The organism is Kocuria oceani (assembly GCF_029524215.1).
In the GTDB taxonomy this organism is placed as follows: Bacteria; Actinomycetota; Actinomycetes; order Actinomycetales; family Micrococcaceae; genus Kocuria; species Kocuria oceani.
On the sequence record NZ_JARAMH010000004.1, the window covers coordinates 233,885 to 254,965 of the forward strand.

The following is a 21,081-nucleotide window of genomic DNA, read 5'->3' on the forward strand; positions in this document are numbered from 1 at the left end:
GAAGGAGCACCACGGCATGCGTCTGGGAGTCCTCGACGTCGGATCGAACACGGTCCACCTGCTGCTGCTGGACGTCTACCCGGGCTCCCGGCCCGAGCCGTACGCGTCCCACAAGCTGGCCCTGCGGCTCGTGCAGTACCTGGACGAGGACGGCAACATCTCCGACGCCGGCCGGGACGCCCTGACCTCCTTCGTGATCGAGGCCCGGGACTTCGCGGTGGACAACGCCGCGGAGGACTTCCTGGCCTTCGCCACCTCCGCGATCCGCGAGGCCGGCAACGGGGCCCAGGTGCTGGACCACGTGCAGTCCCGGTCCGGGGTGACCCTCACCGAGCTGGCCGGGGACCAGGAGGCGGCCGTCACCTTCTTCGCGGTGCGCCGCTGGTTCGGCTGGGGGGCGGGCACCGTCCTGGACCTCGACATCGGCGGCGGGTCCTTCGAGATGGCGCTGGGCGACAATGCCCTGCCCGCCGTGGCGACCTCCGTGCCGCTGGGCGCGGGGCGGCTCACCCGCACGTTCATCGCCGGTGACCTCGCCACGCCCCAGGAGATGAAGGCCCTGCGCAAGCACGTGCGCCGGGAGCTCAAGCCCGCCGTCGCGAAGGTCCGGGCGGCCGGGGAGCCCACCTGCGTGGCCGGCACGTCGAAGACCTTCCGCTCCCTCGCCCGGATCTGCGGAGCCGCCCCCTACGCCATGGGGCCCTACGTCCCGCGGACCCTGCACCTGGAGGACCTGCGGCTGTGGACCCGGCGGATGGAGGCGATGACCCCGGACGAGCGGGCCGAGATGCCCGGGGTCTCGCCCGCCCGGGCCCGGCAGATCCTGGCGGGCGCGGTGGTGGCCGAGGCCGCCATGGACGCCTACGGGATCGACTCGCTGCGGATCTGTCCGTGGGCCCTGCGTGAGGGGCTGATCCTGCGCCGTCTGGACCAGCTCAGCAGCCACGCCGACGTCCGCACCGTCGACCCCCGGCACCTGGTGGGGGCGGCATGAGCGAGCAGCAGGGCTCCGCCGGGGAGCCGTACCGGGCGCACGTGGCGCTGTCCACCAGCTCGCTCTACCCGCTCGGGGTCCCGGAGACCTTCGAGGCGGCCGTGGAGCTGGGCTACGACAGCGTGGAGGTGCTCGTCACCCACGAGCGGATGAGCCAGCTCAACCACCAGCTGCGCGACCTCGTGCAGCGCCACCAGCTGCCCATCTCCACCATCCACGCCCCCACCCTGCTGCTCACCCAGCAGGTCTGGGGCAAGTCGTGGACCAAGATCCAGATGGCCGCGGCGCTCACCGAGCAGGTCGGCGCGGAGGTCGTCGTCGTGCACCCGCCCTTCCGGTGGCAGCGCAAGTACGCCTCGAACTTCGTGGAGGGCGTGCGCGTGGTCTCGGAGGCCACGGGCGTGAAGATCTCCGTGGAGAACATGTACCCCTGGCGGGTGCGCGGGCGCGACACCGTGGTCTACGCCCCGCACTACAGCCCGCTCGGGCAGGACTACGACTGGGTGACGTGGGACTTCTCCCACGCCGCGACCGCCCGGATGGACTCCCTCGCCGCGATCCAGGAGCTCGGCCCCCGCCTGGGCCACGTCCACCTCACGGACGGGTCGGGGGAGACCACCGCGGACGAGCACCTGCTGCCCGGCCACGGCGTGCAGCCGGTCGCCGAGTCGCTCCAGCACCTCGCCGCCACCCGGTGGCAGGGGGTGATCGGGGTGGAGGTCTCCACCCGCCGCTCGACGAGCACCGAGGAGCGCACCCAGTGGCTCGCCGAGTCCCTGGACTTCGCCCGCCGCCACACCACCCCGGCCGAGGACGCCCCGGCCGACGGGGCACCGGCCGACGAGGCCCCGGGCGGCTGACGGCCGCCCCGAACCGACCCAATCCCGCTTCGAGAGGACCCCACCGACCATGACACCTGTGCTCGCCTTCCTGGGCTGCGGCTCCATGAACGGATCCATCCTGCGGGGGGTGCTGGCCTCCGGCGTGCCCGTGGAGCAGGTCCGGGCCACCGTCCGCTCCGCCGAGAGCGCGCACCGGCTCCAGGAGGAGACGGGGGTGCGCCCGTACGTCACCGGTGAGGACCCCGAGGCCAACCGCCGGGCCGCCCGCGAGGCCGACGTCGTGCTGCTCGGCGTGAAGCCGGTCGGCATCCTCGAACTCGCCCGCGAGATCGCCCCCGCCCTGCGCCCGGGCACCGTCGTGGCCTCCGTGGCCGCCGGCATCTCGGTCGGCGCCCTCGAGCAGGCCCTGCCCGCCGGACAGCCGGTGGTGCGGACCATGCCCAACACCCCCTCGAGCGTGGGCCGCGGCGTCGTCTCGGTGACCCCGGGCGCCGCCACCACCGCCGAGCAGACCCGCGCCGTGCGCCGGGTGCTCGAGGCCGTCGGCACCGTCGTGGAGGTCCCCGAGGACCAGGTCGACGCCGTGACCGGGGTCTCGGGCTCCGGACCGGCCTACGTGTTCCTCCTGGCCGAGGCGATGCAGCAGGCGGGGGAGCGGATGGGGCTGCCGGCCGACGTCGCCCGGGTGCTGGCCAAGGAGACCGTCTCCGGCGCCGGTGAGCTGCTGCGCCCGGCCGAGGCCGACCCCGCGGCGCTGCGCCGGGCCGTGACCAGCCCCAAGGGCACCACGGACCGGGCGATCACGACCTTCCAGGAGAACGGCTTCGAGGACCTCGTCGCCGCCGCCGCGCAGGCCTCGGCCGACCGCTCCGCGGAGCTGACCCGGGAGTTCAGCGCCGGCTGAGCCCCGCGCCGCTCCCGTACCGGGCGCGCCGTGCCCCCTGCGCCGGCCCGCCCGGGTCCGCGGCGGCCCGCCCGGGTCCGGTCAGGGCCGGGCGGCGAAGCGCTCCAGCAGGTCCACGTGCCCGGAGACGATGAGCAGGTCCCGGGAGGTCACCTTCGTCTCGGGACGGGCGTAGGTGAAGTCCTCCCCGGGCGACTTCACGCCCACCACCGTCACGCCGTACTTGGAGCGCACGTGGGCCTCCCCGAGCGTGAAGCCCTGCACCTCCCGCGGCGGGTGCATCTTGACGATGGCGAAGTCGTCGTCGAACTCGATGTAGTCCAGCAGCCGGCCCGAGACCAGGTGCGCGGTGCGCCGGCCGGCGTCGGCCTCGGGGAAGATCACGTGGTGGGCGCCGATGCGGGAGAGGATCTTGCCGTGGGCCGGGGTGATGGCCTTCGCCCAGATCCGGCTCACGCCGAGGTCCACGAGGTTCGCCGTGATCAGCACGCTGGACTCGATCGACGTGCCGACGCCCACCACCGCGGAGTCGAACTCGGCGGCGCCGAGCTGGCGCAGCGCGTCGATGTCGGTGGCCTCGGCCTCGACCACGTGGGTGAGCTGGCCCGAGAGCTTCTGCACCAGCTGCGCGTCCCGCTCCACGCCCAGGACCTCCCGCCCCTGCCGGGCCAGCTGCAGGGCCGTGGCCGTGCCGAAGCGGCCGAGACCGATCACCAGGACGGGAACGCTGTGGGACGAACGGTCAGCCAATGATCGGCCTTTCCTCGGGGTACTTGTACAGACGGCGGCGCGAGCGCAGCGCCAGCGCGGCGGCCACGGTGGTGGTGCCGATGCGGCCGACGAGCATGATGACGGACAGGACGTACTTTCCCTCCGGCGGGAGCTCGCCGGACAGGCCCACGCTCAGCCCGCAGGTGGCGTAGGCGGAGATCACCTCGAACAGCACCCGGTCGAGGGGCTCCTCGGAGATCTCCACGATGATCCCGCAGCCGACCAGGACCACGGTGGCGCCCATCATGATGACCGAGATCGCGATGCGCAGCGCGTCCTCGGGAATGGTGCGGTAGAAGGCGATGACCGACCGGTCGCCGCGGGCCTCGGCCAGGATCGCCAGGAACACCACGGCGAGCGTGGTGACCTTGATCCCGCCCGCCACGGACGCGGGGCCGCCGCCGGCGAACATCAGCGCGTCCGTCATGAGCAGCGTGACCGGCTCCAGGCTGTTCATGTCCACCAGGTTGAAGCCGCCGGAGCGGACCATGACCGAGTGGAAGAACCCCTCGAACACCTTCTGCGTCACGGGCCGCCCCTGCAGGGTGTCCGGGTTGGACCACTCGAAGGCCAGGAACAGCGCCCAGCCGACGAACAGCAGGATCGTGGTGGTCACCACGACCAGCTTCGTGTTGAGGTTCCACCGGGAGAAGCGCAGACCCGTCTGCCGCAGGACGAGGACCACGGGAAACCCCAGGGAGCCGAGGAAGACGCCCAGGGCGATCGGCAGGAGGATCAGCACCGCGTCCGTGTAGGGCACGAGCCCGTCCGAGTGGGGCGTGAACCCGCCGTTGTTGAAGGCGGAGACCGCATAGAACGCCCCGTGCCACAGGGCGGTGAGGAAGGGCTCCCCGACCAGCAGGAAGCCGATCGTCAGGACGGCGGCCAGGACCGCCTCGATCACGACCGACATCACCACGATGACCTGCAGCAGCGAGCCCACCTCGCCGAGGCGCCCGATGTTCAGCGCCTCCTGCGTGATCAGCCGGGACTTCAGGCCCAGCTTGCGGCCGATCGCCAGGGCCAGGATCGAGGTCATGGTCAGGGTGCCCAGGCCGCCGATCTGCATCGCGACCAGGATCACGAACTGCCCGAAGAAGGACCAGTTCGTGGCGGTCGGGACCGTGGTCAGCCCGGTCACGGTGACGGCTGAGGTGGCGGTGAAGACGGCGTCCTCGAGCTCCGTGTCCACCCCGGGCGCGGACGAGACGGGCAGCCACAGCAGGAAGGAGAACAGGGTCACGACCGCGGCGAAGGAGATCACGGCGAGGCGGGCGGGGGAGCCGGCCGCTATCCGGTCCACGAGGTCGCGCAGCGAGGTGAGCAGCCAGAAGCGGCCCCGCTCCTCGCGGGACACCCAGGACCGGTGCTGCAGGTTGCTCACGGGCCCTCCTCCTGTGTCCGGGCCGCCCGGCCCGGACGGCGTCGGCCGCGGCGCGTGCCCCGGCCCGAGACAGTATCGCACCCGCGGCGCGGCGTGCCGCCCCGCGGGTGTAGGTTATCGCCCATGCCCTTGGAAGAGGCCCTGCTGCGGGCCCGGGTCCGCCGCCTGACCCACGCCTCCAGGCCCCGCCGCAGACGCCCCCGGGCGTCCCGGCGGAGCACCGACCCGCGGGAGGTGACCGCGGCGCGCACCGCCCAGCTGATCATCGGCGCCTTCGCGACCGCACTGGTCGCCGGCACCGTCCTGCTGCTGCTCCCGGTCGCCCGCGTCGGCCCCGGCGGGGCCTCCTTCATGGAGGCCTTCTTCACCGCGACCTCGGCCATCTGCGTGACCGGGCTGATCGTGGTGGACACCCCCACCTACTGGACCCCGTTCGGGCAGGCCGTGGTCCTGGCCCTGATCCAGATCGGCGGGTTCGGGGTGATGTCCTTCGCGACCGTGCTCGGGATCCTGCTGGCCCGCCGGCTCGGCCTGACGGCCCGGATCATGAGCTCGACCGAGACCAAGAGCCCCGGCTACGGGGACATGCGCCGGGTGCTGCTGCGCGTGCTGGTCACCACCCTGGTGATCGAGACGCTCGTGGCCGCCGCGCTCGCCCTGCGCTTCGCCGCCGGCTACGGCTACGGGGCCGGACAGGCGGTCTGGCACGGGGTGTTCCACGCCGTCTCGGCGTTCAACAACGCCGGGTTCGCCCTGTACACCCTCTCGATCATGGACTTCGCGACCGACCCCTGGATCAACCTGCCGCTCATCGCCGCGGTGATCCTGGGCGGGCTCGGCTTCCCGGTGCTCTACGAGCTGCGCCGGGAGTGGCGCCGGCCGCGGCGGTGGAGCATGAACACCCGCATCGTGCTGTTCGCCACCGTGGTGCTGCTCGCCGCCGGCACGGTCTTCCTGTGCGCGGTGGAGTGGGCCAACCCCGCCACCCTGGGCCCGATGCGGGCGGACGAGAAGCTGCTGGCCGGCTTCTTCCAGTCGACCATCGCCCGCACCGCCGGCTTCAACAGCATCGACATCTCCGCCATGCACCCGGTGTCCTGGCTGGGCCTGGACCTGCTGATGCTCGTCGGCGGCGGGCCGGCCGGAACCGCGGGCGGCCTGAAGGTCACCACGTTCGTCGTCCTGGGCTTCATCGCCTACACGGAGGTCACCGGCGGCGCGGCGGTCAACGTGCTGGGCCGGCGGCTGTCCCGCTCGGTGCAGCGCCAGGCCACCACGGTGGTGGTGCTGGCCCTGGGCGCGGTGGCCACCGCCACGATGGTGCTGATGCTGCTGCACGAGGACATCGGCCTGGACCGGCTGCTGTTCGAGGTGATCTCCGCCTTCGCCACGGTGGGCCTGTCCACCGGGATCACCGCCGCTCTCTCGCCGGCGGGCCAGGGAGTGCTCATCGCCCTGATGTTCCTGGGGCGGCTGGGACCCATCACGGTGGCCACCGCCATGGCCGCCCGGCCGCGCAGAGCCCTCTACGAGCTGCCCAAGGAACGCCCGCTGATCGGCTGATCCCCATTCCCCCACCCCCGCCCTGACACCTCCAGGAGGTCCCCGCATGTTCCCCACCCGCCCGGCCAGCACCGCGCGACACCCCTCCGGCCGCCGGACACCCGGCACGGTGGCCGTGATCGGCCTGGGCCGCTTCGGCGCCGCCCTCGCCCTGGAACTGATGCACAACGGCGCCGAGGTGCTCGGCGTCGACACCGACGAGGGCGTGGTCCAGGAGCTCAACGGGCAGCTGACCGCCGTGGTGCGCGCCGACGCCACCCAGGAGCAGCTGCTGCGCCAGCTGGGGGTCGACGAGTTCGACAAGGTCGTCGTCGGGATCGGCTCGGACGTGCAGGCCAGCATCCTGGTCGCCTCCCGGCTGCTGAAGTTCGGCCACCCGGAGATCTGGGCCAAGGCCATCACCGGTCCGCACGCCGAGATCCTCGAGCAGCTCGGGGTGCACCACGTGATCAGCCCCGAGCACGACATGGGCGTGCGCTCCGCCCACCTGATCCAGGGCCGGGTGCTCGACTTCGTGGTGATCGACGACGGCTTCGCGCTGATCCGCTGCCCCGCTCCCGAAGCGGTCCAGCAGCGCCCCCTGGACGCGCTCAACCTCCGCCGGGCGCACGGGGTCTCCGTGGTCTCCGTGCGGCGCCCGGGAGAGGCCTGGGAACCGGCCGAGCCGGGGACCGTCCTGTACAAGACCGACCAGATCCTCGTCATCGGGCCCACCCGGAAGGTGCAGGCGTTCAGCGACCTCGACTGAGCGTGCGGGGACGCGGCCCGGGCGGACACATTGGGCCCCGGCGCCGCGGGCCGGCGGCGGGGCGACGGCGCGAGTGGTCTAATGGCCGTGTGACTCCTGCTACATCCGGGCCCGGCGCCCCGCGCCCCACGCGACTGTTCTGGGGCCCCGCCCTGCTCGAGTACGACTTCGGGCCCCACCACCCGATGCACCCCTCCCGGCTCGAGCTCACGCACCGCCTCGTCCAGGAGTTCGGCCTCGACCGCCGGGCCAACGTCACCGTGGAGGCCCCGGAGGTCGCCCCGGACGACGTCCTGCGCCTCGTCCATCCCCAGCACTACCTGGACTTGGTGCGGGCGGTCGGCGCGGACCCCTCCCTGGAGATCCCCAAGTGCGGCCTCGGCACCGAGGACACCCCGGCCTTCCCCCGGGTGCACGAGGCCAGCGCCCGGCTGGTGGGCGGCACCTACCAGGGCGCCGCGGCCCTCCTGACGGGGGACGCGGTGCGCGCCGTGAACTTCGGGGGCGGGATGCACCACGCCCACGCGGAGCGGGCCAGCGGCTTCTGCATCTACAACGACTGCGCCGTGGGCATCCAGCACCTGCTCGAGCAGGGCGTCCGGCGGGTGGCCTACGTGGACGTCGACGGCCACCACGGGGACGGGACCCAGTCGATCTTCTACGACGACCCCCGGGTGCTCACCATCTCGCTGCACGAGACCGGCCTGGCCCTGTTCCCGGGCACCGGCTTCGCCAACGAGACGGGCCGGGGGGCCTCCGAGGGGTACGCCGTCAACGTCGCCATGCCCGCCACCGCCGACGACGCCATGTGGCTGCGGGCCTTCGACGCCGTGGTCCCGCCGCTGCTGCGCCAGTTCGCCCCCGAGGTCCTGGTCAGCCAGCACGGCTGCGACTCCCACTTCGCCGACCCGCTCACCCACCTGCGGGTCAGCGTGGACGCCCAGCGGCAGACCGCCGTCGCCCTCTCCGGGCTCGCCGACGAGTTGTGCGAGGGCCGGTGGATCGCCACGGGCGGGGGCGGGTACAACTGCCACGACGTGGTGCCCCGGTCGTGGACGCACCTGGTCGCGATCGCCGCCGGGCACCCGGTGGACGTGGGCGCGGCGGTGCCGCAGCCGTGGCGGGACCACGTGCGCGAGCGCTACGGGGCCGAGGCGCCGCGGGTGATGGGCGACGAGGTGGACCTGTGGTGGCGTTCGTGGGAGGTCGGCTTCGACCCCAACGACGAGACCGACCGCACGATCATGGCCACCCGCAAGGAGGTCTTCCCGCAGTGGGGGCTGGACCCGTGGTTCGACTGAGCCCCGAGCCCGCGGCTGCCGGCGAGCGGGGGAGCCGGGTGGACGTGCCGCTGCCGGGTGCCGCCCGCCAACGCGTTTACAGTGATCGGATGGGCAACAACGACGTGTTCGCGGTGATCGCCGACAAGACCCGGCGGGGGATCCTCACTGTGCTCAAGGACGGCGAGCGGCCCGTGGGGGACCTCGTCGAGGAGCTGGGCGTCTCCCAGCCCACCGTCTCCAAGCATCTGAAGATCCTGCGCGAGGCCGGTATGGTGTCCATGGAGGCGCAGGGGCAGCGGCGGCTGTACGCCGTACGGCCCGAGCCCCTCGCCGAGGTGACCCGCTGGATCCACGAGGTCACCGGCGACGCGGTCCAGCAGCGGGCCGCACCGGAGCCCACCGCACCACGACCGACCGCACCGGAACCGGGCGCGGCGCCCGGGACCGCCGCGGCCGCGGCGGACGAGCCCTTCACGAGCGCCCCGGAGGAGCTGGTGGTCACCGCCCCGGCGCTCCGGGAACCGGGCCCGGAGCTGCTCATGTCCGAACCTCCCGGGGCCGAGCCGTCCGCGGCCGGGCGTCCTGCCGGCGGGACGCCCCGGCGCCCGGCCCGAGGGGCCGGGGCCCGCGCCGCGGACCTCCTGGCCGGTCTGCCCGGCCTGCGCCGTCGCCCCCGGCACCCGCGACGGTGACCGGCTCCACCCTTCCGACCAGCACGAGAAGCACGAGGAGCACGATGCACGAGGACCTGTATCCCATCCGTCAGGCCGTCCTGGCCCGCAACCCCGGTGAGGTGGAGTTCCACCAGGCGGTGGACGAGGTCTTCGACTCCCTCGGCCCCGTGGTGGCCCGGCACCCCGAGCTCCTCGAGGCCGCCGTGCTCGAGCGGATCTGCGAGCCGGAGCGCCAGATCATCTTCCGGGTCCCGTGGACCGACGACGAGGGCCGCGTGCACATCAACCGCGGCTTCCGCGTGGAGTTCAACTCCGCGCTGGGGCCCTACAAGGGCGGACTGCGCTTCCACCCGTCCGTCTACCTGGGCATCGTGAAGTTCCTTGGCTTCGAGCAGATCTTCAAGAACGCCCTCACCGGCATGCCCATCGGCGGCGGCAAGGGCGGCTCGGACTTCGATCCCAGCGGGCGCTCCGACGCGGAGATCATGCGCTTCTGCCAGTCCTTCATGACCGAGCTCTACCGCCACATCGGCGAGTACACGGACGTCCCGGCCGGCGACATCGGCGTCGGCGGGCGGGAGATCGGCTACCTGTTCGGCCAGTACAAGCGCATCACCAACCGCTACGAGTCGGGCGTGCTCACCGGCAAGGGGTTGAGCTGGGGCGGGTCCCTCGTGCGGACCGAGGCCACCGGGTACGGCACCGTCATGTTCGCCGAGGAGATGCTGCGCACCCGCGGGCAGTCCTTCGACGGGCAGACGGTGCTGGTCTCCGGGTCCGGCAACGTGGCGACCTTCGCGATCGCCCGGGCCCAGCGCCTGGGGGCCACGGTGATCACCGCCTCCGACTCCGGCGGCTACGTGGTGGACCCCGACGGCATCGACCTGGAGCTGCTGCGCCAGATCAAGGAGGTCGAGCGCGGCCGGATCTCGGAGTACGCCGAGCGTCGCGGCGGGCGCGCCCGGTTCATCGCCAAGGGCTCCGTGTGGGACGTCCCCGGCACCGTGGCCCTGCCGTGCGCCACCCAGAACGAGCTGGACGGCTCCCACGCCAGGAAGCTGCTGGCGCACGGCGTGGTGGCCGTGGCCGAGGGCGCCAACATGCCCTCCACCGGCGAGGCCACGCGGATGTTCCAGGAGGCCGGGGTGCTCTTCGGCCCCGGCAAGGCGGCCAACGCCGGCGGCGTGGCCACCTCCGCGCTGGAGATGCAGCAGAACGCGTCCCGCGACTCGTGGACCTTCGGGTACACGGAGGAGCGGCTCGGGCAGATCATGACGTCGATCCACGACCGGTGCGCCGAGACGGCCGAGGACTACGGCATGCCCGGCAACTACGTGGCCGGCGCCAACATCGCCGGCTTCGTCAAGGTGGCCGGCGCCATGATGGCCCAGGGCCTCATCTGATCCGCGCCGGGTCCGGCTCCGGCCGGGCCCGGCGGTCCCACCCGTCCGCACTTCCGACACGTCCGGACCCGCGACCGCCCCACGGAGGGCCGCGGTGGACCTACCCTGGAGACTATGGCAACGCATCGACAGGTCCTGCAGTGGCTGGAGAACGAGCTGTTCGACGGCCATCTCGTGCTGGGCCAACAACTGCCCTCGGACCGCGACCTCGCGGCCATCCACCGCGTGTCCCGCAACAACATGCGGGAGGCGCTCAAGACCCTGGAGGCGCAGGGGATCGTCCGTCTCTTCGACGGGCCGCGCAAGTCGATCCTGCCCATGCTGGTGCGGGAGCCGGCGGCGTCCGCCGGTCCCGCCCTGCAGCTGCACATGGCCACCTCGGACTACCCGCTGCGGGACATCGTGCAGACCCGGGTGCTGCTCGAGACCTGGGCGCTGGAGCGCTCGGACCCCCGGCACCCGGCCATGGCCGAGCTGCGGGCGCTGCTCGAGCAGATGGGCCGGGACGACCTCTCGCTCAAGGAGTTCCACCACCTCGAGGTGAGCTTCCACATCGCGCTGTGCAAGACCGCGGGCAACACGGTGGTCTCCGCCCTGATGTCCTCGCTGCGGGACTCGATCTACGAGTACACGATGGCCCTCGTGGGCCACGTGCCCCTGTGGAGCGCCACCTCGGAGCGGCTGCGCGCCGAGCACCAGGCGATCTACTCCGCCGTGGAGGCGGGCGACCGCCGGCTCGCGGCGCGGCTGGTGGCCGAGCACATCGAGTACCAGTACCGCGAGGCCGGCGTGGACCCCGACCAGGAGCAGCGCACCCCCGGCCCCGCCCCGGACGCGCCGGCCGACCCGGCCGTGCCCGTCGCCACGGGGGAGCTGCCGGTGCACGCCGGGGAGCAGCCCGGCGGCCCGTCGGAGGTGCCGCGCAGCGCCTGAGACCCGTCCACCGGGCACGAATACGGCAATTTCCCTGCGAGACGGTAGGGTGTCAGTGAACGTTTGCCCGGCCGTTCCCGTCCGAGGGCCGGCACCCCGGTTCCCGCCTGTCGCGGAGTCCCCGGGGAACACCACCGAGACATGAAGATGCGAGGGATCCTATGGGTTCAGTGATCAAGAAGCGCCGCAAGCGGATGTCCAAGAAGAAGCACCGCAAGCTCCTCCGCAAGACCCGTCACCAGCGCCGCAACAAGAAGTGACCCGGCGCTGACACCGCCCACGGGGCCGCCGTCCTCTCCAGGACGGCGGCCCCGTGGCGTTGCCGGGCCCATCCCGGGGACCGGCGCCGGGGTCGGGGCGGGCCGTAGCATGGACCCATGAGCTCCCCGATGCCGCCGGCCGTGACCCTGCTGACCCGCCCGGGGTGCCACCTCTGCGAGGCGGCCCGGGAGTCCGTGGACCGGGTCACCTCCGCGCTGGGCCTGGGCTGGGCCGAGGTGGACGTCGACGGCGACCCCGGGCTGGCCCGCCGGCACGCGGAGGAGATCCCGGTGCTGTTCGTCGACGGCGTGCCCCGCGACTTCTGGCAGATCGACGAGCGCCGGCTCGCCCGGCTGCTGCGCGAGCTCCTGGCCGGCTGAGCCGGGCCCCGTTTTGGGGCCCGCCGCGCCCGTCTGGGATCATGGGGGCATGCCCTCCTCGACCGTCCACCTGCTGCGCCACGGCCAGGTCCTCAACCCGGACCGCATCGTCTACGGACGGCTCCCCAGCTACGGCCTCACCGAGCTGGGCGCGCGGATGGCCGAGGCCGCCGCCGCCGAGCTCGCCCGCCGTGTGAACGACGGCTCGCGCATCGTCCACCTCGTCTCCTCCCCGCTGCAGCGGGCCCGGGAGACCGCCGCGCCCGTGGCCCGGGAGCTGCGGCTGCCGGTGCACCCGGACGAACGGGTGATCGAGGCCCACAACCACTTCGAGGGCCTGCACGTGGACGCCCTCGAGCTGCTCAGGCCGGGGCACTGGCCGCACCTGCGCAACCCGCTGACCCCCTCCTGGGGGGAGCCCTACCGCCGTCAGGTCGCCCGCATGGCCGAGGCCGTGCTGGAGGCCGGGCGCACGGCCGTGGAGCGCGGCGGGGACGGCGCCGAGGCCGTGGTGGTCTCCCACCAGCTGCCGATCTGGCTCACCCGGCGCTCCGCCGAGGGCCGTCCCCTGCCGCACGATCCGCGCCGGCGGCAGTGCAACCTCGCCTCCCTGACCTCGCTCGTGTTCGACGACCTCGACGCCGGGCGCCCGCCCCGGGTCGAGTACCGCGAGCCAGCCGCCGCCTACTATCCAGGGGTCAACCAGCTTCCCGGTTCATAATGGCGGGGCGCCGCCGCCGTCCCCGTCCCGTCCAGAGCACCAGGTGATCCGTCCGTGACCTCCCGTCCCTCGCCCTCCTCCCGTCCGTCCCGCCGCCGCGTACTCTCGCTCGTGGGCCTGGGCGTCCTCGGGCTCGCCCTCACCGGGTGCACCGAGGAGGACTCGCTGGCCCAGCAGGCCAACTCCGGGGACCAGAAGGGCTACATCGCCGGCGACGGCACCGTCTCGGAGTACGCGGTCGGGGAGCGCGGGGAGCCCGTGCAGTTCGAGGGCACCCTGTTCGACGGCACCGTGGTCTCGGCCGAGGACCTCCGGGGGGCCCCCGCGCTGCTCAACTTCTGGTACGCCGGGTGCGCCCCGTGCCGGGTCGAGGCCCCCGACCTCCGGGAGCTCGCCGAGCGCTTCGACGGCCGGGCCGCCTTCTACGGCGTGAACCTGCGCGACGAGCAGGCCACCGCGGAGGCGTTCGAGCGCACCTTCGAGATCCCCTACCCCTCCTTCGAGGACAAGGACGGGGGCGTGCTGATGGCCCTGAGCGCCTACGTGCCCCCGCAGGCCGTGCCCACCACGCTGGTCCTCGACGCCGAGGGCCGGGTGGCCGCCCGCATTCTCGGCATCGCCGAGCGCTCCGTGCTGGAGACCCTGCTCGAGGACACGGTGGCCGAAGCGGCATGACGGCCGGCAACCCGTTCGCCGAGATCGTCCTCGACGGCTCCCTCCTCGTCGCCCTGCCCGTGGCCCTGCTCGCCGGACTGGTCTCCTTCGCCTCCCCGTGCGTGCTGCCGCTCGTGCCCGGCTACCTGGGCTACGTGACGGGCCTGACCGGCGCGGATTTGCAGGACCAGCGCCGCGGCCGGGTGCTGGCCGGGATCAGCCTCTTCGTGCTCGGCTTCTCCGCCGTGTTCCTGCTCATGTCCGTGCTGCTCGCCCAGCTGGGCGCCTACGCCTGGTTCCTGGGGCAGAGCTGGATCACCGTGGTCCTCGGCGCCCTGGTGGTGCTCATGGGCGTCGTCTTCCTCGGCGGGGTGTCGTTCTTCCAGCGGGACCGCAAGATCGAGCGCCGCCCCCCGCCCGGTCTGTGGGGCGCCCCGCTGCTCGGCGTCACCTTCGGCCTCGGCTGGGCGCCCTGCATCGGCCCGACGTTCGCCGCCGTGCAGGCGCTCGTGTACGTGGACGGCGCCTCGGCCGGGAAGGCCGCCGTGCTCACGGTGGCCTACTGCCTGGGCCTGGGGGTGCCCTTCCTGGCCCTGGCCCTGGCGCTGCGCCGCGGCATGGGGGCCATGGGCTTCTTCCGCCGGCACCGCCTCACCATCCAGCGCGCCGGCGGGGGTCTCCTCGTCCTGGTCGGGCTGCTCATGATGACGGGAGCGTGGACCGCGTTCGTCTCCTGGGTGCAGGCCGAGCTCGTCACCGACTGGGTGATGCCGATCTGAGCACCTCCGGCACCCCGTCCCGCCCCGACCACAGAAAGACCGGCATGAGCACACCAGCGCCTCCCTCGTCGGGTCCCGCCGCGCCCACGGAACCGCCCCGCGGGCGCTCCTCCGACGCCGAGCTCCCCGCCCTGGGGCCCCGCGGCATGGCCCGGTGGGCGTGGACGCAGCTCACGAAGATGAACACGGCCCTGTTCCTGCTCCTGCTGCTGGCCGTCGCGGCGGTGCCCGGCTCGATCTTCCCGCAGCGCATCCAGGACCCGGCGGCCGTGCAGGACTACCTGGACAACAACCCGGTCCTGGGGGAGTGGCTGGACCGGCTGCAGTTCTTCGACGTGTTCTCCTCGGCCTGGTTCTCCGCCGTCTACATCCTGCTGTTCGTCTCCCTCGTGGGCTGCGTGCTGCCGCGCGCGGCCAAGCACTGGAGGGCCTGGCGGGCCGAGCCGCCGCGCACCCCGCGGCGGCTGGAGCGGCTGCCCGAGCACCGCGCGCTGACGCTCGGCGGCCGCGACGGCGCCGAGGCCCCGGCCCCCGACGACGTCGTCGCCGACGCGGCCCGGCTGCTGAAGAAGCGCGGCTACCGGGTCGCGGTGCGGGACGCCGGCTCGGCCGCCCCCTCGGTCGCCGCCGAGCGCGGGATGTGGAAGGAGGTCGGCAACATCGTCTTCCACCTGGCGCTACTGGGCGTGCTGGTCTCCGTGGCCGTCGGGTCCCTGTTCGGCTACAAGGGCCAGCGGGTGGTCGTGGAGGGCGAGTCCTTCGTCAACACCCTCATCGGCTACGACTCCTTCACCCCCGGCACCAACTACGACGCCGACTGGCTGGAGCCGTTCTCGATCCGGCTCGACCGCTTCGAGGCCGAGTTCAACCGGGACACCACGAACCCGCGCAACTACGGGGCGCCGCTGGACTTCACCGCCGAGGTCACCGTGCAGGACGAGCCCGGGGCCGAGCCGCGGGAGGAGGTCCTGAAGGTCAACCAGCCGCTGAACGTGAACGGTGTGAAGAGCTACCTCGTGGGCAACGGCTACGCCCCGGTGATCCGGGTGACGGACGGCAACGGGGACGTCGCCTTCGAGGGCCCCGTGGTGACCGTCCCCTCCGACGGCGTGTACACCTCCTCGCTCGTGCTCAAGGTCCCGGACGCCCGGCCCGACCAGCTCGGCTTCGTGGGGCTGCTCCTGCCCACCGCCGTGGGCGGGGAGGGGGAGATGCCCCGCTCGGTGGACCCGGGCCTGGCCAACCCCCGGCTCATCCTCTCCGCCTACCACGGAGACCTGGGCCTGGACACCGGCGCCCCGCAGAACGTGTACGTGCTCGACGTCGAGCAGCTCACCGAGCTCAACGCCATGACCAACGAGAACGGCGCGATCACCCTCGACGCCGCGAACCCCGTGCATGAGCTGCCCGACGGCAAGGGCACTGTGGAGTTCCTCGACGTGAAGCGCTACGTGGGCCTGGACGTCCACTACGACCCCGGCAAGACGGGCGCCCTGGTCTCCTTCGTGCTGGCCTTCACGGGGCTGCTGATGTCCCTGTTCATCTCCCGCCGCCGCGTCTGGGTGCGGGCGGCGCGGGGCACGGACGAGGACGGCCGGGCCTGCACGGTGCTCGAGTACGGGCTGCTGGCGCGCGGCGAGGACCCCCGGCTTGCGGCCGAGGCCGAGCGGCTGGGCGAGCTGTGGACCGGGCAGTGGGAGTCCGCCGGCGTGCAGGATCGGGAGACCGCGGGGCCCGCCCCCGCCCGGGCCGGCTCCGAGCCGGCGTCCGGGAACGAGTGAGAGGATGAGCGGCATGACCGTCAACGAGACCCTGGGCGCCTGGAGCGAGCTGTTCATGCTCCTGGCCGCCATGACCTACCTGGTCAGCTTCGTCGCCTTCGCGTGGGACATGGCCGCCCACTCCAAGACCCTGCGCGGCACGGCCGAGGCCGAGGACCGCGAGCTCGTCGGCGCCGCGACGGCCCGGGCGGGGGCGCAGGACGCCGCCGAGCCCGCCGACGCGCGGGCCGGGCACGGGGCCGGCCACCGCGGGCGCGGCTACCGCACGGGTGCCCGCTCCGCGCTGGCCGGGCACGTGGCCGACGAGCAGATGCGCTACACCGGGGAGCGCCGACCCGCGGCGCGCGTGGCCGTGGCCGTCATGGTCCTCGCGTTCCTGGTCCACGCCGCCGCCGTGGTGAGCCGGGCGTTCGCCGCGGGCCGGGTGCCCTGGGGCAACATGTACGAGTTCTGCACCACGGGCGCCCTCGTCGTCGCCGGGGTCTACCTGCTGGCCCTGCTCGCCCGGGACCTGCGCTTCGTGGGGACCCTCGTCTCCGGGCTCGTGGTGATCATGCTCTGCGCGGCGACGATCGGCTTCCCCACGCCCGTGGGCCCGCTGCAGCCGGCCCTGCAGTCCTGGTGGCTGGTGATCCACGTGTCCATCGCGGTGGCGGCCTCGGGCGTGTTCACCATCACCTTCGCCATGGCCGTGCTGCAGCTGCTGCAGGCCCGGCGCGAGCGGGCGATCCTGGCCGGGCAGGCCCCCGGCATGGACTTCCTGCGGATGGTCCCGTCCGCCCAGGCGCTGGAGAACCTGTCCTTCCGGCTCAACGCGGTCGGCTTCGCCTTCTGGACCTTCACCCTCGCCGCCGGGGCCATCTGGGCCGAGCAGGCGTGGGGCCGGTACTGGGGCTGGGACACCAAGGAGGTCTGGACCTTCGTGATCTGGGTGGTCTACGCCGCCTACATGCACGCCCGCGCGACCCGCGGCTGGACCGGCACCCGCTCGGCGTGGCTGTCGATCGCCGGGTACCTGTGCATCATCTTCAACTTCACCGTGGTCAACACGCTCTTCGCCGGCCTGCACTCCTACGCCGGCGTCTGAGCCGCCCGGCCGCTCACCGCGCGGCAGGCTCACCGCGCGGTGGGCCCACCGCGCGGCGGGCCCACCGCGCGGCGGGCTCGCCGCGCAGCACTCTCACCACGGCACGGGCGCTTTTGGCGCCACGGTCCGGGTCCGCAGGCCGCGCGCGGCGGTGCTCCGACCGCGGCCCCGACCCGGCCCGCCGCAGGTGCTCCACCGCGCGCACGGCGTTGGCACCTTCCCCGCTCTCGGCGACCACCAAGCGATCCGGCGGGGGAGTCGAGCAGCATGCGGAAGCCGCCGCGCACGAGCTGCTGGTCGCCGAGGATGCGCACCTGCACGGGCTCGGGCACCGGGGCGGTCGCTGGGGAGAGGGGCACGGTCAGCGCCCCTGGTGGGGACGGAAAACCGGGCGCGCAAGCTGTCCGCGGGCAGGGCCCGGCCGAGACCCTGCCCGCGCAGAGGTCGGCGCGCTCGCGCGTCCCGCACAGCTCGTTCCCGGGGCCGGGGCGCCGCCGGGCGGGGGCGCGACGCCGTCGTTGTGCACGGACCCGGTGAGCCCCCAGGGTCCACCGCAACTCCGCGGTCACCGTGCGCAGCTGCGGGGCGTAGCGCAGGGCGTTGGTGAGCGCCTTCCTGGACGATCCGGTGGACCTCCAGCCCGGCGCCGGAGGGCAACCGGCCAGCGAGGTGGTGGCCGAAGACTACGGCGCAGAGCACGCCCGCGGGCAGCGGGCCCTGCCGCCCGCGGGCGGAGACCGAGTGCGCCGCCCACGGGGAATGCCCGCAGGGCCGGACAGGGCGCCGCCTGCAGGTTCAGGGACAGCAGCAGGGTCGCGGCCGTGGGGCGGGGCGTCAGTCGCGCGGCGGCCGGTTCTTGCCGGGGGAGTCGTCGGAGGCGTCGTCGGCGCGGCCGGCCGAGGAGCCGCCGGGGGACCCTCCCGGGGAGCCGCCCCCGGGCCCGCCCTGATCGGGGCGCCCACCGGTGGTCCCGCCGCCGCGGCGCAGCTCCTCCTCCCACCGGCGCAGCTTCTCGGCCTGCTCCTGCTGCCGGCGGCGCTCCTCGAGGTTGCGCAGGAACTGGGGGTCGTCGTCCGGGCCCTTCCCGCGCGCGGGGGCGGAGGAGTCCGCGGTGCCCCGGGGGCGGCCCAGGAACAGCCACAGGAGGGCGCCGAGCAGCGGGAGGAGGACGATCACCGCGATCCAGCCCCCCTTGCGGAGGCCGCGCATGGCGGCGCTGTCGGTCCGGGCGCACTCGATGAGGGAGTACACGATGACGCCCACCGCCAGTGCGGCTGCGCCGATGATGAGGATGGCTCTGCCCATGCCGACAATCGTAGGGGAGTTGCCTGGGCGCCAGCTCAGCGCCCGGGGAGATCTTCCAGGTGCGCTCGGTAGACTGGCGGGGTGAACTTCCTGAAGTACTCCCTGCTCCGCTTCGGCATCCTCGTGCTGGTCTTCCTGCTCAGCATGTGGCTGGGCGTGGGGCTGATCCTGTCCGGGATCGCCGCCGTGGCCGCGTCCTTCGCGGTCTCCTACCTGTTCTTCCCGCGCCTGCACACAGCCGCGGGGGAGGAGCTGCGCCGGTGGGTCGCCCGCTCCCCGCGGCCCCGTGACCGGGTGGCGCTCGAGGACCAGGAGGCCGAGGACGCCTACGTGGACCGGACGCTGCGCGAGGACGGGCGCGAGGTCTGAGCGCTCAGCGCGGGCTCACAGCCACTGCTGCAGCAGCACCGCCAGGGAGAACAGCACGGCCCACCCCACGTTGAGCACCCCGACCTGCTTCAGCACGGGGATGAGCTGGCGGCGGTCCTGCACCCGCAGGACCGTGGCCACCGGCGGCAGCGCCACCGGCACGAGCAGCAGCACGAGGAGCATCCACGGGTTGCCGGGCACCAGGAACAGCACCAGCGCGAGCGCCACGGCGATCTCGGCGGTGAACACCACCCGGGCCGGCGGATCGCCCAGCCTCACGGCCAGCGTCCGCTTGCCGACCTCCCGGTCCCCGGGCAGGTCCCGGATGTTGTTGGCCATCAGCAGGGCGGTGGCGATCAGGCCGGTGGACAGGGCCGCGACCCACGCCTCGGGATTGAGGGCGCCGGCCTGGGTCAGCGTGGTGCCGAGCACGGCCACGAGCCCGAAGTAGACGAACACGAACACGTCGCCGAGCCCCCGGTACCCGTACGGGGTCCGCCCGCCGGTGTAGCCCCACGCGGCGAGCACGGCGGAGAGCCCCACGGGGATGAACCACCACTGGCGGCTGAGCACCACCAGGGCCGCGCCGGCGAGCGCGCCCAGGCAGAAGCACAGCAGCGCCGCCGCCTTCACCTGCCCGGGGGCCGCGGCCCCGGAGCCGGTCAGCCGCAACGGGCCGACCCGCACGTCGTCGGTGCCCTTGATGCCGTCGGAGTAGTCGTTGGCGTAGTTCACGCCGATCTGCAGGAAGAGGGCCACCAGCAGGGCGAGGACCGCGCGGACGAGGTCGAAGGAGTGCAGGGCCTGGGCCGCTGCGGAGCCGGCCACGACCGGGGCCACCGCCATGGGCAGCGTCCGGAGCCGGGCTCCCTCGATCCACTGTGCTGGCGTGGCCACGGGCTACCTCCGTCAAGATGCGTCTGGCGCGGCCGCGGTGCGTCCCGCGCGGGGTGGGGACCGCGGCGGGGGTCCGGGCCGCCCACCATTGTGTCACGGTCCCGGGCCCGGCCCGCCCGGCTCAGCCGAGCAGGCGGGCCACCGCCGCGCGGTCCGGCTTGCCGGTGGGCAGCATCGGCAGCTCCTGGGGCCAGGCCCAGCGGCGGGGCACGGCGGCGCTCCCGTGCTCGGCGCGCACCGCCTCCGCGAGCTCGGCGCGCAGCCGGGCCCGGTCGGTGCCCGCGGCCGCGACCACGGCGGCGCCCACCGCCTGGCCCCACTCGGGGTCCGGCACGCCCAGCACGAGCGCCTGGCGCACGGCCGGGTGCCGGTCCAGCACGGCGGTGACCCGCCCCGCGGAGACCTTCACCCCGCCGGTGTTCAGGACGTCGTCGACCCGCCCGTGCACGGCGAGCACGCCGTCCGGGGAGAGCTCCCCGAGGTCGTCCGTGCGGTACCAGCGGGTCCCCGCGGCCTCGTGGAAGTGCCGCGCGGTCTGCTCCGGGTCCCCGGCGTAGCCCGCGGCGACCACCGCCCCGCCCAGCCAGATCCGCCCGGGCCCCGGCGCGGACGGGGTGCCGGGCCGCCCGCCGTCCTGCTCGACGTGCACGGAGACCCCGTCCACGGCCACGCCGTCGTAGACGCAGCCTCCGCAGGTCTCGGACATCCCGTAGGTGCTGATCACCCGCAGGTCCGCCTCCCGGGCGGCCGCGAGCAGCCGCGGGGAGGCCGCCGAGCCGCCCAGCAGGACCGCGGAGAAGCTCTTCAGGGCCGAGACGGCGTCCCCGTTGCGGACCCCGGACTCCGGCTCGAGGATCCGCTGCAGCTGGGTGGGGACCAGGGAGGTGAAGCGCACCGGGTCCTCCAGCCGTGCGGCGGCCTCCGCGAAGGCCTCCGGGGTGAAGCGGGCGGCGGGGTCCAGCACCACGGGGTCCGTCCCGGCGTAGAGGGAGCGGACCAGGACCTGGAGCCCGGCGACGTAGTGGACGGGCAGGGCCAGCAGCCACTGGCCCACCGCGCCCGTGCGCACCGCGGTGGCCATGGAGGACGCGGCGAGGGCGTCCCGCGTGAGCACCGTGCGCTTGGCGCGGCCGGTCGACCCGGAGGTGCGCACCACGACGGCGGGTCCCGCCCGCCCGAGGACCCGGGTCAGCGGCGACAGCAGCCGCAGGGGGTCGCCGGCCACGGGGCCGTCGAGGACCACGGCGTCGTCGGGAACGATCAGCTCGGCCATCACGGCCCTCCTCCTCGTGCTGCCGGCCGGGGCGGTCCGGCCGGGAGGGCCTGGCCGCCCCGCCCCGGCCGCACC

The 21,081-nt window shown here is 73.7% G+C and carries 22 protein-coding genes; 17 read left to right on the forward strand and 5 right to left on the reverse strand.

Going from position 1 to position 21,081, the window contains the following annotated elements; genetic code table 11:
- The first annotated feature begins 16 nt into the window (after positions 1–16).
- The 3 genes from PU704_RS06415 to proC are packed head-to-tail and all read left to right on the forward strand — an operon-like array spanning position 17 to position 2,740.
- Positions 17–994 carry a Ppx/GppA phosphatase family protein gene (locus tag PU704_RS06415; protein ID WP_075872620.1) on the forward strand — a complete coding sequence of 326 codons (978 nt, stop codon included), beginning with the start codon at positions 17–19 and terminating at the stop codon, positions 992–994.
- Positions 991–1,854, forward strand: a complete 864-nt coding sequence (locus tag PU704_RS06420; protein WP_277550711.1) for a sugar phosphate isomerase/epimerase family protein — start codon at positions 991–993, stop codon at positions 1,852–1,854. The genes PU704_RS06415 and PU704_RS06420 overlap by 4 nt, the downstream gene beginning before the upstream one ends.
- Positions 1,855–1,903: 49 nt before the next feature.
- Complete coding sequence (gene proC / locus PU704_RS06425) at positions 1,904–2,740, forward strand: pyrroline-5-carboxylate reductase (RefSeq protein WP_277550712.1); 837 nt, start codon at positions 1,904–1,906, stop codon at positions 2,738–2,740.
- An 81-nt stretch (positions 2,741–2,821) separates the two neighbouring features.
- Here proC and PU704_RS06430 read toward each other — a convergent pair whose 3' ends face one another.
- Together PU704_RS06430 and PU704_RS06435 are read right to left on the reverse strand one after the other, a co-directional pair.
- Positions 2,822–3,490 (reverse strand): potassium channel family protein, encoded by a 669-nt coding sequence (locus tag PU704_RS06430; protein ID WP_047804683.1) that lies wholly within the window; start codon positions 3,488–3,490, stop codon positions 2,822–2,824.
- Positions 3,483–4,886, reverse strand: a complete 1,404-nt coding sequence (locus tag PU704_RS06435) for a TrkH family potassium uptake protein (RefSeq protein ID WP_277550796.1) — start codon at positions 4,884–4,886, stop codon at positions 3,483–3,485. Before PU704_RS06435 ends, PU704_RS06430 begins: the two co-directional genes overlap by 8 nt.
- A 132-nt stretch (positions 4,887–5,018) precedes the next feature.
- Here PU704_RS06435 and PU704_RS06440 point away from each other — a divergent pair, with 132 nt between their 5' ends.
- The 13 genes from PU704_RS06440 (at position 5,019) to ccsB (ending at position 17,162) form a co-directional block, all read left to right on the forward strand.
- Positions 5,019–6,458: a TrkH family potassium uptake protein gene (locus tag PU704_RS06440; RefSeq protein WP_277550713.1), complete on the forward strand. Its 1,440-nt coding sequence runs from the start codon at positions 5,019–5,021 to the stop codon at positions 6,456–6,458.
- A gap of 46 nt (positions 6,459–6,504) precedes the next feature.
- Positions 6,505–7,206: a potassium channel family protein gene (locus PU704_RS06445; protein ID WP_277550714.1), complete on the forward strand. Its 702-nt coding sequence runs from the start codon at positions 6,505–6,507 to the stop codon at positions 7,204–7,206.
- An 89-nt stretch (positions 7,207–7,295) separates the two neighbouring features.
- Entirely contained in the window at positions 7,296–8,507 is a 1,212-nt protein-coding gene (locus tag PU704_RS06450) for an acetoin utilization protein AcuC (protein ID WP_277550715.1), read from the forward strand.
- A gap of 89 nt (positions 8,508–8,596) precedes the next feature.
- Positions 8,597–9,181, forward strand: a complete 585-nt coding sequence (locus tag PU704_RS06455) for an ArsR/SmtB family transcription factor (RefSeq protein ID WP_075872616.1) — start codon at positions 8,597–8,599, stop codon at positions 9,179–9,181.
- Between the two features lie 44 nt (positions 9,182–9,225).
- On the forward strand, positions 9,226–10,566 hold the full coding sequence (gene gdhA, locus PU704_RS06460; RefSeq protein ID WP_277550716.1) for an NADP-specific glutamate dehydrogenase: 1,341 nt from the start codon (positions 9,226–9,228) through the stop codon (positions 10,564–10,566).
- 114 nt (positions 10,567–10,680) lie between these two features.
- The gene (locus PU704_RS06465; protein ID WP_047804688.1) at positions 10,681–11,499 is read left to right on the forward strand and encodes a FadR/GntR family transcriptional regulator; all 819 of its coding nucleotides are present in this window, start codon (positions 10,681–10,683) and stop codon (positions 11,497–11,499) included.
- Positions 11,500–11,660: 161 nt separating this feature from the next.
- Positions 11,661–11,759, forward strand: coding sequence for a 30S ribosomal protein bS22 (locus PU704_RS06470; protein WP_005504750.1), 99 nt, complete (start codon positions 11,661–11,663; stop codon positions 11,757–11,759).
- 117 nt (positions 11,760–11,876) lie between these two features.
- Positions 11,877–12,140 (forward strand): glutaredoxin family protein, encoded by a 264-nt coding sequence (locus tag PU704_RS06475; protein WP_277550717.1) that lies wholly within the window; start codon positions 11,877–11,879, stop codon positions 12,138–12,140.
- A gap of 49 nt (positions 12,141–12,189) precedes the next feature.
- Positions 12,190–12,861, forward strand: a complete 672-nt coding sequence (locus PU704_RS06480) for a histidine phosphatase family protein (protein ID WP_277550718.1) — start codon at positions 12,190–12,192, stop codon at positions 12,859–12,861.
- Positions 12,862–12,915: 54 nt separating this feature from the next.
- Positions 12,916–13,536: a TlpA family protein disulfide reductase gene (locus PU704_RS06485; RefSeq protein WP_277550719.1), complete on the forward strand. Its 621-nt coding sequence runs from the start codon at positions 12,916–12,918 to the stop codon at positions 13,534–13,536.
- The gene (locus tag PU704_RS06490) at positions 13,533–14,294 is read left to right on the forward strand and encodes a cytochrome c biogenesis CcdA family protein (RefSeq protein WP_277550720.1); all 762 of its coding nucleotides are present in this window, start codon (positions 13,533–13,535) and stop codon (positions 14,292–14,294) included. The genes PU704_RS06485 and PU704_RS06490 overlap by 4 nt, the downstream gene beginning before the upstream one ends.
- Positions 14,295–14,338: 44 nt before the next feature.
- Positions 14,339–16,075 (forward strand): cytochrome c biogenesis protein ResB, encoded by a 1,737-nt coding sequence (gene resB, locus PU704_RS06495; RefSeq protein ID WP_277550721.1) that lies wholly within the window; start codon positions 14,339–14,341, stop codon positions 16,073–16,075.
- A 13-nt stretch (positions 16,076–16,088) separates the two neighbouring features.
- A complete protein-coding gene (ccsB, locus tag PU704_RS06500) occupies positions 16,089–17,162 on the forward strand; it encodes a c-type cytochrome biogenesis protein CcsB (protein WP_277550722.1) in 1,074 nt (357 codons plus the stop codon).
- An 834-nt stretch (positions 17,163–17,996) separates the two neighbouring features.
- Here ccsB and PU704_RS06505 read toward each other — a convergent pair.
- Positions 17,997–18,467 carry a PLDc N-terminal domain-containing protein gene (locus PU704_RS06505; protein ID WP_277550723.1) on the reverse strand — a complete coding sequence of 157 codons (471 nt, stop codon included), beginning with the start codon at positions 18,465–18,467 and terminating at the stop codon, positions 17,997–17,999.
- An 81-nt stretch (positions 18,468–18,548) separates the two neighbouring features.
- On the opposite strand from PU704_RS06505, the gene PU704_RS06510 reads away from it, so the two are divergent.
- Positions 18,549–18,836, forward strand: coding sequence for a DUF4229 domain-containing protein (locus PU704_RS06510; protein ID WP_047804697.1), 288 nt, complete (start codon positions 18,549–18,551; stop codon positions 18,834–18,836).
- Between the two features lie 15 nt (positions 18,837–18,851).
- Here PU704_RS06510 and PU704_RS06515 read toward each other — a convergent pair whose 3' ends face one another.
- Both PU704_RS06515 and PU704_RS06520 read right to left on the reverse strand, forming a co-directional pair.
- Positions 18,852–19,733 (reverse strand): 1,4-dihydroxy-2-naphthoate polyprenyltransferase, encoded by an 882-nt coding sequence (locus PU704_RS06515; protein WP_277550724.1) that lies wholly within the window; start codon positions 19,731–19,733, stop codon positions 18,852–18,854.
- A gap of 121 nt (positions 19,734–19,854) precedes the next feature.
- On the reverse strand, positions 19,855–21,006 hold the full coding sequence (locus PU704_RS06520) for an AMP-binding protein (RefSeq protein WP_277550725.1): 1,152 nt from the start codon (positions 21,004–21,006) through the stop codon (positions 19,855–19,857).
- Between the last annotated feature and the right edge of the window lie 75 nt (positions 21,007–21,081).

What these genes read in the sequence shown, in the direction of transcription:
- PU704_RS06475 (WP_277550717.1), top strand. Translation starts at nt 11,877, where the DNA reads ATGAGCTCCCCGATGCCGCCGGCCGTGACCCTGCTGACCCGCCCGGGG.
- PU704_RS06480 (WP_277550718.1), top strand. Translation starts at nt 12,190, where the DNA reads ATGCCCTCCTCGACCGTCCACCTGCTGCGCCACGGCCAGGTCCTCAAC.
- PU704_RS06465 (WP_047804688.1), top strand. Translation starts at nt 10,681, where the DNA reads ATGGCAACGCATCGACAGGTCCTGCAGTGGCTGGAGAACGAGCTGTTC.
- gdhA (WP_277550716.1), top strand. Translation starts at nt 9,226, where the DNA reads ATGCACGAGGACCTGTATCCCATCCGTCAGGCCGTCCTGGCCCGCAAC.
- PU704_RS06420 (WP_277550711.1), top strand. Translation starts at nt 991, where the DNA reads ATGAGCGAGCAGCAGGGCTCCGCCGGGGAGCCGTACCGGGCGCACGTG.
- PU704_RS06440 (WP_277550713.1), top strand. Translation starts at nt 5,019, where the DNA reads ATGCCCTTGGAAGAGGCCCTGCTGCGGGCCCGGGTCCGCCGCCTGACC.
- PU704_RS06520 (WP_277550725.1), bottom strand. Translation starts at nt 21,006, where the DNA reads ATGGCCGAGCTGATCGTTCCCGACGACGCCGTGGTCCTCGACGGCCCC.
- PU704_RS06470 (WP_005504750.1), top strand. Translation starts at nt 11,661, where the DNA reads ATGGGTTCAGTGATCAAGAAGCGCCGCAAGCGGATGTCCAAGAAGAAG.
- ccsB (WP_277550722.1), top strand. Translation starts at nt 16,089, where the DNA reads ATGACCGTCAACGAGACCCTGGGCGCCTGGAGCGAGCTGTTCATGCTC.
- resB (WP_277550721.1), top strand. Translation starts at nt 14,339, where the DNA reads ATGAGCACACCAGCGCCTCCCTCGTCGGGTCCCGCCGCGCCCACGGAA.
- PU704_RS06490 (WP_277550720.1), top strand. Translation starts at nt 13,533, where the DNA reads ATGACGGCCGGCAACCCGTTCGCCGAGATCGTCCTCGACGGCTCCCTC.
- proC (WP_277550712.1), top strand. Translation starts at nt 1,904, where the DNA reads ATGACACCTGTGCTCGCCTTCCTGGGCTGCGGCTCCATGAACGGATCC.
- PU704_RS06445 (WP_277550714.1), top strand. Translation starts at nt 6,505, where the DNA reads ATGTTCCCCACCCGCCCGGCCAGCACCGCGCGACACCCCTCCGGCCGC.
- PU704_RS06415 (WP_075872620.1), top strand. Translation starts at nt 17, where the DNA reads ATGCGTCTGGGAGTCCTCGACGTCGGATCGAACACGGTCCACCTGCTG.
- PU704_RS06455 (WP_075872616.1), top strand. Translation starts at nt 8,597, where the DNA reads ATGGGCAACAACGACGTGTTCGCGGTGATCGCCGACAAGACCCGGCGG.
- PU704_RS06505 (WP_277550723.1), bottom strand. Translation starts at nt 18,467, where the DNA reads ATGGGCAGAGCCATCCTCATCATCGGCGCAGCCGCACTGGCGGTGGGC.